Here is a 15,184-nt window from a genome sequence, read left to right as displayed (position 1 = left end):
AGAACACCCATGCGATTCAAACGACCGCAGGTGCGCTACGCCGATACGCCGCAGCCTGCCACCCCGTATCAAGCCGCCGCCCAGGTGTGGGACGACCGTATCGGCTCCGCCCGCGTGCAGGCGAAGAATTGGCGCCTGATGGCCTTCGGCTGTCTAGTGCTCGCGCTGTTGATGGCCGGCGGCCTGGTGTGGCGCTCGGCGCAGTCCATCGTGACGCCCTATGTCATCGAGGTCGATCAGGCCGGGCAGGTGCGCGCTGTAGGTAAGGCCGCTACGCCGTATCGGCCCGGCGACGCGCAGATCGCGCACCACCTGGCGCGCTTCGTGACGCTGGTTCGCTCGCTGTCCATCGACCCCATCGTGGTGCGGCAGAACTGGCTCGATGCCTACGACTACACCACCGACAAGGGCGCGGCGGTGCTCAACGACTACGCCCGCACCAATGACCCATTCGCCCGCATCGGCAAGGAATCGGTAACGGTGCAAATCACCAGCGTGGTTCGCGCCAGCGACACGTCTTTCAACGTGCGCTGGACAGAGCAGCGCTATGTCAACGGTGCGCCCGCCGGCACCGAACGCTGGAACGCCGTGCTTTCGACCGTCCTGCAAACCCCGCGTACTGAACAGCGCTTGCGCAAGAACCCATTGGGTATCTACGTCAACGGCCTGTCATGGAGCCGCGAACTGGATTCTTCCGAAGGAGCCAAACCATGAAACTTCGTTTCTGCCTTTACGTTTTTCCTTTGACGCTGCTGGCCCTCGCGGGCTGCGCCTCGCAGGGCAAGCCGCCGCCGTCCATCTCGCTCGACGAGCCGGTGCTGGCCCAGCCATTGCCCGAACCGCCCAAGCCCGTCGAAGTCGTCGCCGTCCCTGAACCGCTGGCGCTGCCGGCGCAGTTGAAGCCGCTGCCGGAACTCGATGAGGCCCCCGTTGCGCCGGAGCCGGCCGACGAAAAGGTGCGCGTTTCCCGTGCCAATGCAGAAGCGCGTATCGCGCCTACCCGTGAGGGCTACGTCAACGCGATTCAGGTGTGGCCGTTCACCGATGGCGCGCTTTATCAGGTCTATGCGTCGCCGGGGCGCGTGACGGTGGTTTCGCTTCAACCGGGCGAGGAACTGGTGACGGTCGCCGCCGGCGATACCGTGCGCTGGATCGTGGGCGACACGTCCAGCGGCGGCGGGGCCGATCTGCGCGTCAATGTGCTGGTCAAGCCCATCCGTTCCGGCCTGAAAACCAATCTCGTCATCACCACCAGTCGGCGCACCTACCTGCTGGAGCTGACCTCGACCGAGAAGGCATGGATGGCGTCGGTATCCTGGGACTACCCGAAAGACCGGATGCTCGCGTTGCAGCGCCAGGCGCAGGCTGCGCAGGCGACAACGCCTGTCGATACGGGCCTGTCGCTGGACAAGATCCGCTTCCGCTACGCGGTATCGGGCAGCAACCCGCCGTGGAAGCCGCTACGCGCCTTCGATGATGGAGAGAAGGTCTATATCCAGTTTCCGGCGGGCATCGCCCAGGGCGAGTTGCCGCCGCTGTTTGTCATCGGCGCGCAGGGCGACGGGCAATTGGTGAACTACCGTTTCCGCGCGCCGTACTACGTCGTGGATCGCCTGTTCGGCGCGGCCGAACTGCGGCTGGGCGGCGACGGCGGCGACGTGGTGCGGATCGAGCGCACCGATGGCGTTGCGCGGAGGAACTGACCATGAGCCAGGATGACACTCCCGACCTTGCCGCGCCGCAGGCGGCGGGCAAGATCGCTCCCGAGGCGGTCGCGCTTCGCGCCCAGCCGCGCCCGGTCACGCGCCTGAATCGGCGCACGCTGGCCATCCTCGCCGGCGTCCTGGCGGTGGCCGTGCTCGGCGCGGTGATGTGGTCGCTGCAACCTCAGCGGCGCGGTGCGGGCGAGCAGACCGAGCTTTACAACGTCGATCGTGTCTCGAAGTCTGAAGGACTGGATGCGCTGCCGACGGACTACTCCAAGCTGCCGCCGGCGTTGCCGCCTGCCGTTCCCGAACTGGGGCCGCCGCTGCCGGGCGATCTTGGCCCGGCCATCGTGAAGTCGCAGCAGCCGGCGACGGCCGCCTACGCGGCCCCCGGCCACGACCCGAACGATGCTCTGCGCAAAGAAGCCGAAGCGGCCGCGGCCTCGTCCGTGTTCTTCCGCTCGGGAGGGCAGAATGCGGCGCCGGTGGCGCAGACACAGGTGGCCGCTGCGCCGGGCTTCGCCGCCAATGCGGTGTTTGACCCGCTGGCGGCCGGGCCGGTCTCCACGGCGGCCCAGCCTGCTGACCCGACAGCGGTGCAAAACCGGCAAGACCATAAAGAGGCTTTCTTGAAAGGTGGCTCCACTGAAACCCGTAATTCCGGCAATCTGACCCTGCCAACTTCGCCGTATCAGGTCATGGCCGGAACGGTGGTCGCAGGTGCCTTGGTGACGGGGATTAAGTCGGACTTGCCCGGCGACGTGATCGCCACGGTGACGGAGCCGGTCTATGACACAGCCTCCGGGCGCTTCCTGCTGATTCCGCAGGGTTCGCGCATCCTGGGCAAATACAACAGCCAGGTCAGCTACGGGCAGAGCCGCGTTCAAGTCGTCTGGAACCGGATCATCCTGCCGGACACGTCTTCGCTCACGCTCGACAACCTGGCCGGCACCGACCCAGCCGGCTATGCCGGGCTGGAGGACGATGTGGACTACCACTGGGGCCGCATCTTTGCCGGTGCGGCACTCACCACGCTGCTGGGCGTCGGTGCCGAGCTGGCCGCGCCGGAGAACCGGCAGGATGGTGATCGCGTCATCATCGCTGGGCGCGACAGCGCGCAGGACAGCATCAATCAGGTCGGCCAGGAGATGACCCGGCGCAACCTCAACATCCAGCCGACCTTAACGCAACGGCCGGGCCTGCCGGTTCGCATCATCGTCAACCGGGATCTGGTGCTGCGGCGGTACCAGCCGCTGTTCTTCAACCGGGGGACTTCACGATGAGCACGACCAAGAAGCTGCGGCTCGGCCCGCTGCCGAAGACCGAGAGCACCAAGCTGACTTTCGTTTGCCCGACCAGCTTGAAAGCCGACCTCGACCGCTACGCCGCGCTACACGCGCAGGCGTATGGCGAGGCCGTTGATGCGGCGACGCTGATCCCGCATATGCTGGAAGCGTTCATGGCGGGGGATCGAGGATTCAGGAAGGGCACGGCGACCCGCAGCACACCACCGAAGCCGCCATGATTGCACCGCATGCTATTCAACGGCATCCATCGAACGCGCAGCCCAGGCTGCGCGTTCTTCATTCTGGATGCCGCCGAGCCTGTTGGGCTATGATGATGCGACAGGCCCGCCGTTCCTCGGCAATCCAGCACTACACAGTGCGATGCGGCTTTCTCTCCCAACGCTCCTATGTCGCTCCTAGCCGACAACGCCGCTCTTCTTCTAAGCGGCCCCGAAAGGAGCTAACCTACTGTCCCATATACGGTTTCAAGTCCTTCTTGATTTGCGCGAAAGACTTGACACCGGCACTTTTTTGTTTCCGCCTCCAAGGAAACCCTGCGGACTCCCGGCAAGAACTGTCGAAAACCGCTCCAGCGCTTTGGGGTCGTCTCCCAGCTGATCTTGCAGGTGGTGCGGGGGCGATGACGGACCGGCTGCGGCGGTATCCGCTGCATTATTGCCTTCCATGACGGGCGTGATGCCGCGAGTGAGCCGCGCCGGTGTCCGCACCTCTTCGCGCATCGTCATGCGCCCGACCGGCTGATGCCTGCCACATGACCAGATGCCATGAACCGCGGCCACAGGCATGCGGCCGCAACCGTACCCGCCCGTTTTGCCCGAACCGTCGCGACGCGCGACAATGCGCTGCTGACTTTCCAGCCCTTACTTCCGACGGAAACCATCCCCCATGTCCGATACGCCGAAGATCATCTACACGCTCACCGACGAAGCCCCGTTCCTGGCGACGCAGTCGCTGCTGCCGATCATCGATGCGTATGCCACCACCGCCGGCATCGCGGTGGAGACCCGCGACATCTCGCTCTCCGGCCGCATCCTGTCGCAGTTCCCGGACTACCTGCAGGACGGGCAGAAGATCAGCGACGACCTGGCCGAGCTGGGCGAACTGGCGACCAGGCCGGAAGCCAACATCATCAAGCTGCCCAACATCAGCGCCTCGGTGCCGCAGCTGAAGGCCGCGATCAAGGAGCTGCAGGACCAGGGCTACGCGCTGCCGAACTACCCGGATGCGCCGACCGACGACGTCTCGCGCGACATCAAGGCGCGCTACGACAAGGTCAAGGGCAGCGCGGTGAACCCGGTGCTGCGCGAGGGCAACTCCGACCGCCGCGCGCCGCTGTCGGTCAAGAACTACGCGCGCAAGCACCCGCACCGCATGGGCGCGTGGAGCGGCGACTCGAAGTCGCACGTCGCGCACATGGATGCCGGCGATTTCTACGGCAGCGAGCAGTCGGCCACGCTCGCCAACGCCGGCAACCTGAAGATCGAGCTGGTGCAGGACGACGGCAAGACCGTGGTGCTCAAGGACAAGACCGCGGTCAAGGCCGGCGAGATCGTCGATGCCTCGGTGATGTCGCGCCGCGCGCTGGCGTCCTTCATTGCCGCACAGATCGACGATGCGCGCGCGCAGGGCGTGCTGTTCTCGCTGCACCTGAAGGCGACCATGATGAAGGTCTCCGACCCCATCATGTTCGGCGTGGTGGTCGAGGAGTTCTACAAGGACGTGCTCGCCAAGTACGCCGCCGAGCTCAAGCAGGCCGGCTTCGACCCGAACAACGGCATCGGCGACCTGTATGCGCGCCTGCCGTCGCTGCCGGAAGCCACGCAGGAGGCGATCAAGGCCGGCATCGCTGCCGAATACGGCAAGCGCCCGGCGGTGGCGATGGTCAATTCCGACAAGGGCATCACCAACCTGCACGTGCCGAGCGATGTGATCGTCGATGCCTCGATGCCGGCGATGATCCGCGACAGCGGCCGCATGTGGAACGCCGAGGGCAAGCTGCAGGACACGAAGGCGGTGATCCCCGACCGCTGCTATGCCGGCGTCTACCAGGCGGTGATCGAGGACTGCAAGGCGCATGGCGCCTTCGACCCGGCGACCATGGGCTCGGTGCCCAACGTCGGCCTGATGGCGCAGAAGGCCGAGGAATACGGCAGCCACGACAAGACCTTCCAGATTCCGGCCAACGGCACCGTGCGCGTCAGCGACGACGCCGGCAACGTGGTGTTCGAGCACAAGGTCGAGGCCGGCGACATCTGGCGCATGTGCCAGGCCAAGGATGCGCCGATCCAGGACTGGGTGAAGCTGGCCGTCAGCCGCGCGCGCCTTAGCAACACTCCGGCCGTGTTCTGGCTGGACGGCAACCGCGCGCATGACGCGCAGATGATCGCCAAGGTCGAGAAGTACCTGAAGGACCACGACACCAGCGGCCTGGACATCCGCATCCTGTCGCCGGTGGAGGCCACCCGGTTCTCGCTGGAGCGCATCCGCAAGGGCCTGGACACCATCTCGGTGACCGGCAACGTGCTGCGTGACTACCTGACCGACCTGTTCCCGATCCTGGAGCTGGGCACCAGCGCCAAGATGCTGTCGATCGTGCCGCTGATGGCCGGTGGCGGCCTGTTCGAGACCGGTGCCGGCGGCAGCGCGCCCAAGCACGTGCAGCAGTTCGTCGAGGAGGACTACCTGCGCTGGGATTCGCTGGGCGAGTTCCTGGCCCTGGCCGCCTCGCTGGAACACCTGGCGCAGCGCTACGACAACGCCGCCGCCGCGGTGCTGGCCAAGGCGCTGGACGAGGCCAACGGCACGTTCCTCGACAACGACCGCTCGCCGGGCCGCAAGCTCGGCACCATCGACAACCGCGGCAGCCATTTCTACATCGCCCTGTACTGGGCGCAGGCGCTGGCCGCGCAGGACGAGGATGCCGCGCTGAAGGCGAAGTTCGCACCGCTGGCCAAGGCGCTGGCCGACAACGAGCAGAAGATCGTCGAAGAACTGGTCGCGGTGCAGGGCAAGGCCGTGGACATCGGCGGCTATTACCGTCCGGATCTGGGCAAGACCGGCAAGGCGATGCGCCCGAGCGCGACCCTCAACGCCGCGCTGGCCGCGCTCTGACCGCACCTGCCGCTGTCGTTTGACCCGGAACCCGCATCGCCCCGGCGATGCGGGTTCTTCGTTTGCGGACGGCATCGCCACCCTTCGTAGGAGCGACTTCAGTCGCGATGGAGCTTCACCGGCAATGCTCGGGTCGCGACTGAAGTCGCTCCTACCGCCATACCGATGCTCCACCGAGCCCGCCCATGCCATCACCTGATGCGCACGGCAATACTTCGAGCGGTGTGGCTGGGCTGCGGCGCGCGCGCCCTTCGTAGGAGCGACTTCAGTCGCGAAAGGGCTTCACCGGTAAAGCCCCATCGCGACTGAAGTCGCTCCTACGGGGAGCGGCACGCGTCACCTTGGTGCGGTAGGGTGAAGCCCGGCGCCCCGACTCCCGCAATGCCGATGCCTTCCACCGAATCCGCCCACGCCGTCGCCGCCTGCATCCGCGACGGTTTCGAGGACTACCACGCGCGTTTCGCCGCCATCACCGCCTGCGCGCGGCTGCGTTTCGATCAGCGCGACTGGGCGGCGGCGCGCGTCGATGCGGTCGAGCGCATTGCGCTCTACGACCTGTGCGTCGGCGAGTGCATGGCGCGCCTGCAGGCCATCGCGGGCAATGCGCCCGGCCGTGAGTCGTGGATGCAGGTGCATGCGGCCTTCGCCACGCTGGTCGAAGGGCTGATCGACGGCGAGCTGTACAAGACCTTCTACAACACCCTGACCCGGCGACTGTTCGCCACCCGTGGCGTGGACGATGCGATCGAGTTCATGGCGATCGAGATCGAACCGTCCGACGCCATCACCCATCCGGTCGCGCGCCACGTCTACACCGTTTCCGAGGCGCGCCCGGCCGAGGCCTTCGAACGCGTGCTGGCCGACTACCGCTTCGACACGCCGTACCGGCACCGCCTGCGCTGCGCCGCCGCCATCGCCGTGCGCCTGCAGGACGACCTCGCGCACTGGGGACCGAACCCGGTGCGCGCCATCGAGCTGCTGGAAACCGTGTTCTACCGCGAGCGCCGCGCCTACCTGGTCGGGCGCGTGTTCGGCGAGCACCGTTTCTCGCCCTGCGTGATCGCGCTGGTCAACGACGGCGACGGCCTGCGCGCGGAGGCGGTGCTCAGCCGCCGCCGCGACGTGGCGCACCTGTTCGGCGTCTCGCGCAGCTATTTCCAGGCCGACCTGCCCACCGTCGCCGACGCGGTGGTGTTCCTGCGCAGCCTGCTGCCGGGCAAGCCGGTGGACGAGCTCTACACCGTGCTCGGTCGCGCCAAGCAGGGCAAGACCGAGCGTTACCGGACCTTCTTCCGCCATTTCCAGCAGCACCCGAACGAGCGGCTGGTGCAGGCCGAAGGCACGCCGGGCATGGTGATGGCGGTGTTCACCCTGCCCAGCTACCCGCTGGTGTTCAAGCTGATCCGCGACCGCTTCGCCTGGCCCAAGACCATGAGCCGGCAGGACGTGGAGGACCGCTATGCGCTGGTGTTCAACCTGGACCGCATCGGCCGCCTGCTCGATGCCCAGCCCTACCGCCACCTGCGTTTCCCGCTGGCGCGCTTCGCCCCGGCGCTGCGCGAGGAACTGCTGGAAAGCTGCGCGCGCAGCGTGCGCGTGGAAGGCGACGACCTGGTGATCTCGCTGTGCTACGTGCAGCGGCGTTTCCGCCCGCTCAACCTGTACCTGCGCGAACAGACCGCCGAGGCCGCGCGCGCGGCGGCACTGGATTACGCGCAGGCCATCGCCGACATGGCGCGCAACGACATCTTCCCCGGCGACATGCTGCTGAAGAACTTCGGCGTCTCCCGCCATGGCCGCGCCGTGTTCTACGACTACGACGAACTGTGCCGGGTCGGTGACTGCAACTTCCGCGACTGGCCGCAGGCGCGCAGCGCCGAGGAGGCGATGGCCGCCGAGCCCTGGTTCCACGTCGCGCCCAACGATGTGTTCCCCGAACGCTTCCCGTTGTTCATGGGCCTGCCGCATCCGTTGATGGAAGCGGTGCGCGAGGCGCATGGCGAACTGTTCGATCCGCAATGGTGGCGCGACCTGCAGGCCGCCTTCGCCCGTGGCGAGTTTCCCGACACGCCGCCTTATCCGTGCGCATTGCGGCTGGCGTGAACGTCGACGCCGGAAACGGTACAGTCGTCGCCGGACCATGGCTGACAGGGAGAGCGTCATGTTGAAGTCGTTGCACCGTTGGGTAGCATTGGCCGCGTTGCTGCTGGCGGCCGATGCCGCATCCGCCGTCGGGCCGGGCGGCGTGCGCAAGCAGGCCGAGATGGGCATGCAGCTGTCGGGACAGATCGATATAGCGCCCGATGGCAGCGTGGAAGTGGTGCGGCTGGACCAGCAGGATCGGCTGAGTGAAGAACTGGCGCGTTTCGTCCAGTCCTCGGTGATGGCCTGGGCCTTCGAGCCGGTGGTCCGCGACGGCAAGCCCGTCGCCGCGCGCTCACCGCTGATGCTGCGTCTGGTCGGCAAACGGCTGGAAGACGGTAATACGCAGGTGTCCATCCGCAGTGCCGGCTTCGAGACCTACGATCCTGAAAGCAGGACGTCGGTCACCGCGTCGAATATGCCACCGCCGACCTACCCACGCTCAATGTACGAGATTGGCGCGCAGGGCGATGTCTACCTGATCCTCAGGGAGGGGCGGGACGGCCATGTGGCGGACCTCTACGTGGAACAGGTCAACATGACTGTGGTGGCCAGCGAGAGCCAGCTGCGCAAGTTCCGCCAGGTGCTGGGCAACAACGCGATGACCGCCGCGCGCAAATGGGAGTTCCGCGTGCCGGTGGAGGGCGTGGAAGCCGACAAGCCGCACTGGAGCATACGCGTGCCGGTGCGCTACGCGATCGTCGACAAGGGGCGATCGTTGCCGGACGACGAGTACGGCGCGTGGCGCGCCTACATTCCCGGACCACGCGAGCGTGCGCCATGGATCAGCGACGAGGACTGGGAAAACAGCTCGGATGCGCTGGCCGATGGCGGCATCTATATGGCGGGCCGCGGCAAGGCGCCGAAACTGTTGACGCCGCTGGAAGGCTGAGCGCGCCGGCGGCTGGTGGCGGAAACGAAAGAGCCCCGCATCGCGGGGCTCTTCGATGCATCGGGAATCAGCGCTTCATCGAACCGAAGAACTCGTCGTTGGACTTGGTGTTCTTCATCTTGTCGAGCAGGAATTCCATCGCCGCGATCTCGTCCATCGGGTGCAGCAGTTTGCGCAGGATCCAGATCTTCTGCAGCAGCTCCGGCTCGATCAGCAGGTCCTCGCGGCGCGTGCCGGAGCGGTTGATGTCGATGGCCGGGTAGACGCGCTTCTCGGCGATGCGGCGGTTCAGGTGCACTTCGCTGTTGCCGGTGCCCTTGAACTCTTCGTAGATCACCTCGTCCATCTTCGAGCCGGTCTCGACCAGCGCGGTGGCGATGATGGTCAGCGAGCCGCCTTCCTCGACGTTGCGCGCGGCGCCGAAGAAGCGCTTCGGGCGGTGCAGCGCGTTGGCGTCGACGCCGCCGGTCAGCACCTTGCCGGAGCTGGGCACGACGTTGTTGTAGGCGCGCGCCAGGCGGGTGATCGAATCGAGCAGGATCACCACGTCCTTCTTGTGCTCGACCAGGCGCTTGGCGCGCTCGATCACCATCTCGGCGACCTGCACGTGGCGCGCGGCCGGCTCGTCGAAGGTCGAGGAGACCACTTCGCCGCGCACGGTGCGCTGCATCTCGGTCACTTCTTCCGGACGCTCGTCCACCAGCAGCACGATCAGGTGCACTTCCGGGTGGTTGGTGGTGATGGCGGTGGCGACCTGCTGCATCAGCATCGTCTTGCCGGCCTTGGGCGGGGAGACGATCAGCGCGCGCTGGCCCTTGCCCTGCGGCGCCATCAGGTCGAGGATGCGGCCGGTGATGTCTTCCGACGAACCGTTGCCGCGTTCCAGGGTGAAGCGCTTGCGCGGGAACAGCGGGGTCAGGTTCTCGAACAGCACCTTGTTCTTCGACGCTTCGATCGGCTCACCGTTGATGGTGTCCACGATGTTCAGCGCGAAGTAGCGCTCGCCGTCCTTGGGGAAGCGGATGCGGCCGGCGATGTGGTCGCCGGTGCGCAGGTTGAAGCGGCGGATCTGGCTGGGCGAGATGTAGGTGTCGTCCGGGCCGGCCAGGTAGCTGGCCTCGGCCGCGCGCAGGAAGCCGAAGCCGTCGGGCAGGATTTCCAGCACGCCGTCGGCGGCCACGCCCTCGCCATGGCGGGTCAGCACCTTCAGCAGCGCGAAGATCACGTCCTGCTTGCGGGCGCGGGCCACGCCGTCGGTGATCTGCAGCTGCTCGGCGATCTCCAGCAGCTTGTGCGCCGGCATCCTCTTCAGGTCGCTCAGCGAATAGGCCGGGAAGCCCTCCGGCACGGAAGGGTGCGGGCGCGGCACGAAGGTCTCGGTGCCGTTGTCGCCGGGCAGGCCGTCCTCGCGGAAGCGGTCGCGGTTGCGCTCGCGGCGGTTGCGGAAGCGGTCGCGGCGGTTGCCCTGGCCTTGGCCCTGCTGGTTCTGCTGGCCCTGGCCTTGGCGCTGGGAGTTGTTGCCGTCGTTGCCGCGCGGCTCGCCGCCTTCCTGGCCACCCTGCGGGGTGCCGGCCGGCGCGGACGCCTGGCCTTCGTTGCCTTGAGCGGAAGGAGCGGGAGCGGAAGCGGGGGCGGAGTCGCCGGCCGGCAGCGGCAGGGCGGACTGGGCCGGGGCGGGAGCGGCGGAAGCGGGGCTGCTGCTGTCGCCGGCCTCGGTGGCCTTGGCGGCACGCGGCTTGCGCACGCGCTTCTCGACGGGCGCGTCGGCGCTCCCGGTTTCGGAAGGAGTGTTCTCGGACAAGTGCTTGATTCCTCTCGCTGACGTGCGAGCGCCCGATGGGGGGCGGCGAACTGGTTGGGAATGATCCGGACGAGAACCCGTCCGGAGGGTGCGGCAGGCGAACGCTGCCGGATGCGGCGACACTAACACCGCCGCGCGCGGCGGTGCAAGGAGGCGGGAAACGCCCGTTGGGCCGGCGGCAAGGCTGGCCCGGAGCCGGCGGCATGGCCGCCGGCAGGGTGGATCAGGCCAGCGCCTTGTCGATCATCTGGCTCAGCTGGCCCTTGCCGACGGCGCCGATCTGGGTGGCCTGGATCTGGCCGTCCTTGAACAGCAGCAGCATCGGAATCGAGCGCACGTGGTACTTGACCGCGGTGGCGCGGTTCTCGTCGACGTTGAGCTTGGCGATCTTCAGCTTGCCGTCGTAGGCGTCGGCAAGCTCGTCCAGCACCGGCGAGATCATCTTGCAGGGGCCGCACCATTCGGCCCAGAAGTCCACCAGCACGGGAGTACCGGACTGCAGCACGGCGGCGTCGAAATCGGCATCGCCGACGTGTAGAACCTTATCGCTCACTTGGGGAGTCTCCTGGGGCAATGCGACGGCCCATGCCGGGTTGGCGGTCGCATTGCGCTAAACTGGGGCATTGCGCGGACTTAAAGGCATGGCCTTGGCGTCGCGCGACCCGGCGCAGGGGCCGCAGTTTGCGACGGTGCCCGATACGATGCAAGCCGCCCGGCCAACCTGGCCGGCTGGCACTACCAAGACCGAATTTAATGAGCGACAAACCGCTGACCGATGTGACTTTTTCCTCCTTCGAACTGCAACCGGCCCTGCTGGCCGGGTTGGAAGGAGCCGGATTCACCCGCTGTACCCCGATCCAGGCGCTGACCCTGCCGGTGGCCCTGCCGGGCGGCGACGTCGCCGGCCAGGCGCAGACCGGCACCGGCAAGACGCTGGCGTTCCTGGTGACGGTCATCAACCGGCTGCTGAGCCGGCCGGCGCTGGCCGACCGCAAGCCGGAGGATCCGCGCGCGCTGATCCTGGCGCCGACCCGCGAGCTGGCCATCCAGATCCACAAGGACGCGATGAAGTTCGCCTCCGACTCCGGCCTGCGCTTCGCGCTGGTCTACGGCGGCGTCGACTACGACAAGCAGCGCGAACTGCTGCAGAAGGGCGTGGACGTGATCATCGCCACCCCGGGCCGCCTGATCGACTACGTCAAGCAGCACAAGGTGGTCTCGCTGCACGCCTGCGAGGTCTGCGTGCTGGACGAAGCCGACCGCATGTTCGACCTGGGCTTCATCAAGGACATCCGCTTCCTGCTGCGGCGCATGCCCGAGCGCACCACCCGGCAGACGCTGCTGTTCTCGGCCACCCTCAGCCACCGCGTGCTGGAGCTGGCCTACGAGCACATGAACGAGCCGCAGAAGCTGGTGGTGGAGACGGACAACATCACCGCCGACCGCGTGCGCCAGCGCATCTACTTCCCGGCCGACGAGGAGAAGCTGCCGCTGCTGCTGGGCCTGCTCTCGCGCAGCGAGGGCGCGCGCACCATGGTGTTCGTCAACACCAAGGTGTTCGTCGAGCGCGTGGCGCGCTCGCTGGAACGGGCCGGCTACCGTGTCGGCGTGCTGTCCGGCGACGTACCGCAGAAGAAGCGCGAGAGCCTGCTCAACCGCTTCCAGAAGGGCCAGCTGGAAATCCTCGTCGCCACCGACGTGGCCGCGCGCGGCCTGCACATCGATGGCGTCAAGTACGTCTACAACTACGACCTGCCGTTCGACGCCGAGGACTACGTGCACCGCATCGGCCGCACCGCGCGGCTGGGCGAGGAGGGCGACGCCATCAGCTTCGCCTGCGAGCGCTACGCGATGGGCCTGCCGGACATCGAGGCCTATATCGAGCAGAAGATCCCGGTCGAGCCGGTCACGGTCGAACTGATGACGCCGCTGCCGCGCCCGGAGCGCGCGGCGCCGGCCGAAGGTGAGGGCGAGGGCGAGGAGAACGAGAGCGTCGGCGCCATCTTCCGCGAGGCGCGCGAAGCCCGCGCCGCCGAGGAGGAGCGTCGTGGCGGCGGCCGCAGCGGCGGTCGCTCCGGCGGTGGTCGTGGCGAGCGTCGCGACGGCGAGCGCCGTCCGCGTGGCCCGCGCAAGCCGCGCGTGGAAGGCGAGCAGGCGGCAGTTTCCGCCGAGCCCGCACCGGCCCCGCGTCCGCCCCGCCCGCCGCGTGCCGAAGGCGCGCCGGAAGCGGCGGTGGAAGGCGAGCGCGCGCCGCGCAAGCGCCGCCGTCGCCGTCATGGCCGTCCGGTCGAGGGTGTCGAGACCGCGGCAGCAGCAGCTGCCGGCAATGGCCCGGTGCAGGTGCCGGCCACGCCGATGCGCCCGTCCGGCAACGACAGCGATTCGTTCCTGACCCGCCTGGGCCGCAAGATCCGCCGGATGCTGTCGGGCGATTGATCGCGATGGTGCCAGCCGCAGGCCGGCTGCCCCGTCGACCACAGGAGCGCACCCCGGTGCGCTCCTGTTTCGTTTCCGCCATCGCCCGGCGCGATGCACGCCGCGCGTCCGCCTCCGGCATAATCGGCGCATGAGCGTCCTGCGTTTCGACAATGTCAGCAAGCACTATGCGGGCGGCCACCAAGCACTGGTGGACGTCAGCTTCGAGGTGGCCGCCGGCGAGATGCTGTTCGTCACCGGCCACTCCGGCGCGGGCAAGAGCACCCTGCTGAAGCTGATCCACCTGAGCGAACGCCCGACCCGCGGCGCGGTGCTGTTCGGCGAACGCAACCTGCTCAAGGTGCGCGGCGGCAAGGTCGCTCTGCACCGCCGCCAGGTCGGCGCGGTCCACCAGGACCATCGCCTGCTGACCGACCGCACCATCGGCGAGAACGTGGCCCTGCCGCTGATCCTGCGCGGCGACCGCCGCGCCGATACCGGCAAGCGCGTGCGTTCGGTGCTCGAGCGCATGGGCCTTGGCCATCGCGAGAAGGCGCTGCCCACCCAGTTGTCGGCCGGCGAGCAGCAGCGCGTGGGCATCGCCCGCGCGATCGTCGCCGAGCCGAAGCTGCTGGTGGCCGACGAACCGACCGGCAACCTCGACCCGACCCTGGCGGCGGAGATCATGTCCCTGTTCGCCGAACTGCCCGGCCGCGGCACCAGCGTGCTGGTGGTCAGCCACGACCTGCCGCTGCTCAAGCACATGCGCAAGCGCGTGCTGATCCTCGACCACGGCCGCCTGGTCGACGACATCTCACCGCAGGATCTGGCTGAATGAGCGCGGGCACGAAGAAGGAAACGGCGAACAAGGCCGCCAATGCCGAAGCCGCGGCGCCGTCGCGGCTGGGCGTGTGGTTCGCCCACCACCTGCACAGCGTCGTCTTCAGCCTCGGCCGCGCGCTGCGCAAGCCGTGGGCCACGGCGCTGACCGTGGCGGTGATGGCGCTGGCGCTGGCGTTGCCGCTGGGCCTGTCGATCGCGCTGGACAACCTCAAGGTGTTCGCCGGCAGCGTGCAACAGTCGCGCGACATCAATCTGTTCCTCAAGCCCGGGATCGACGGCGCCACCGCGCAGGACGTGGCCGCGACCCTGCGCGCGCGCGCCGATGTCGCCGGCGTGGTACTGCGTACGCCCGATGAGGGCCTGGCCGGGTTGCGCGACAGCGCCGGGCTGGGCGAGGCGATCGACGCGCTCGGCGAGAACCCGCTGCCGACGCTGCTGATCGTCACCCCGGCCGGCGGCGACGACGCGGCGCTGGCCAGGTCGCTGGAAACGCTGCCCCAGGCCGACCTGGTCCAGCACGACGCGCTGTGGCGCCAGCGCCTGGACGCCTGGCTCGGCTTCGGCGCGCGCCTGGTGCAGGTGCTGTCGCTGCTGCTGGGCCTGGGCGCGGTGCTGGTGGTAGGCAATACCGTACGGCTGGACATCCAGGCGCGGCGCGAGGAGATCGGCGTGCTGCAGCTGCTGGGCGCCAGCGACGGCTTCATCCGCCGTCCCTTCATCTATCTCGGTGCCTGGTACGGCCTGGGCGCGGGTCTGCTGGCGCTGGGGCTGATCGGGGCCTGCGGCCTGGCGCTGCGTCCGCCGCTGGCGGCGCTTTCGGGCAGCTATGGCAGCCCGTTCGTCCTGCATGGGCTCGATGCCCTGCATTCGGGATTCGTACTGCTGGGCACGGTGGTGCTGGGCTGGCTCGGGGCGTGGCTGGTGACCGGGCACTTCCTCAGGCAGACTCGCCCGACCGACACCTGAC

General features: G+C 67.9%; 12 protein-coding genes. 10 read left to right on the top strand and 2 right to left on the bottom strand.

Features of this window, described 5'->3' with window-relative positions; all coding sequences use genetic code 11:
* Window positions 1-9: 9 nt before the first annotated feature.
* From trbF to CQ393_RS05810, 7 genes are all read left to right on the top strand, one after another.
* Window positions 10-714 carry a conjugal transfer protein TrbF gene (gene trbF / locus CQ393_RS05840; protein WP_006378793.1) on the top strand — a complete coding sequence of 235 codons (705 nt, stop codon included), beginning with the start codon at window positions 10-12 and terminating at the stop codon, window positions 712-714.
* Window positions 711-1,703 (top strand): P-type conjugative transfer protein TrbG, encoded by a 993-nt coding sequence (gene trbG, locus CQ393_RS05835; RefSeq protein ID WP_016487821.1) that lies wholly within the window; start codon window positions 711-713, stop codon window positions 1,701-1,703. Before trbF ends, trbG begins: the two co-directional genes overlap by 4 nt.
* A gap of 2 nt (window positions 1,704-1,705) precedes the next feature.
* A complete protein-coding gene (locus CQ393_RS05830) occupies window positions 1,706-2,989 on the top strand; it encodes a TrbI/VirB10 family protein (protein ID WP_016487820.1) in 1,284 nt (427 codons plus the stop codon).
* Window positions 2,986-3,231 carry a DUF2274 domain-containing protein gene (locus tag CQ393_RS05825; protein WP_006378741.1) on the top strand — a complete coding sequence of 82 codons (246 nt, stop codon included), beginning with the start codon at window positions 2,986-2,988 and terminating at the stop codon, window positions 3,229-3,231. The genes CQ393_RS05830 and CQ393_RS05825 overlap by 4 nt, the downstream gene beginning before the upstream one ends.
* Window positions 3,232-3,898: 667 nt before the next feature.
* Window positions 3,899-6,124 (top strand): NADP-dependent isocitrate dehydrogenase, encoded by a 2,226-nt coding sequence (locus CQ393_RS05820; protein WP_153190656.1) that lies wholly within the window; start codon window positions 3,899-3,901, stop codon window positions 6,122-6,124.
* 381 nt (window positions 6,125-6,505) lie between these two features.
* A complete protein-coding gene (gene aceK, locus CQ393_RS05815; RefSeq protein ID WP_153190655.1) occupies window positions 6,506-8,227 on the top strand; it encodes a bifunctional isocitrate dehydrogenase kinase/phosphatase in 1,722 nt (573 codons plus the stop codon).
* Window positions 8,228-8,285: 58 nt separating this feature from the next.
* Window positions 8,286-9,158, top strand: coding sequence for an energy transducer TonB (locus CQ393_RS05810; RefSeq protein WP_228114307.1), 873 nt, complete (start codon window positions 8,286-8,288; stop codon window positions 9,156-9,158).
* Between the two features lie 67 nt (window positions 9,159-9,225).
* Here CQ393_RS05810 and rho read toward each other — a convergent pair whose 3' ends face one another.
* Together rho and trxA are read right to left on the bottom strand one after the other, a co-directional pair.
* Window positions 9,226-10,959, bottom strand: a complete 1,734-nt coding sequence (rho, locus tag CQ393_RS05805; RefSeq protein ID WP_153190654.1) for a transcription termination factor Rho — start codon at window positions 10,957-10,959, stop codon at window positions 9,226-9,228.
* A 223-nt stretch (window positions 10,960-11,182) separates the two neighbouring features.
* Window positions 11,183-11,512, bottom strand: coding sequence for a thioredoxin TrxA (gene trxA / locus CQ393_RS05800; RefSeq protein WP_343199659.1), 330 nt, complete (start codon window positions 11,510-11,512; stop codon window positions 11,183-11,185).
* Window positions 11,513-11,712: 200 nt separating this feature from the next.
* Here trxA and rhlB point away from each other — a divergent pair, with 200 nt between their 5' ends.
* From rhlB to ftsX, 3 genes are all read left to right on the top strand, one after another.
* Window positions 11,713-13,395, top strand: a complete 1,683-nt coding sequence (gene rhlB, locus CQ393_RS05795) for an ATP-dependent RNA helicase RhlB (RefSeq protein ID WP_153190652.1) — start codon at window positions 11,713-11,715, stop codon at window positions 13,393-13,395.
* 130 nt (window positions 13,396-13,525) lie between these two features.
* The gene (locus tag CQ393_RS05790) at window positions 13,526-14,212 is read left to right on the top strand and encodes an ATP-binding cassette domain-containing protein (RefSeq protein ID WP_153190651.1); all 687 of its coding nucleotides are present in this window, start codon (window positions 13,526-13,528) and stop codon (window positions 14,210-14,212) included.
* Complete coding sequence (gene ftsX, locus CQ393_RS05785) at window positions 14,209-15,183, top strand: permease-like cell division protein FtsX (protein ID WP_153190650.1); 975 nt, start codon at window positions 14,209-14,211, stop codon at window positions 15,181-15,183. Before CQ393_RS05790 ends, ftsX begins: the two co-directional genes overlap by 4 nt.
* Window position 15,184 lies beyond the last annotated feature (1 nt).

The sequence above is a fragment of the Stenotrophomonas sp. MYb238 genome (assembly GCF_009496535.1).
GTDB lineage: Bacteria > Pseudomonadota > Gammaproteobacteria > Xanthomonadales > Xanthomonadaceae > Stenotrophomonas.
This window is presented reverse-complemented; position numbering and strand designations above follow the sequence as displayed.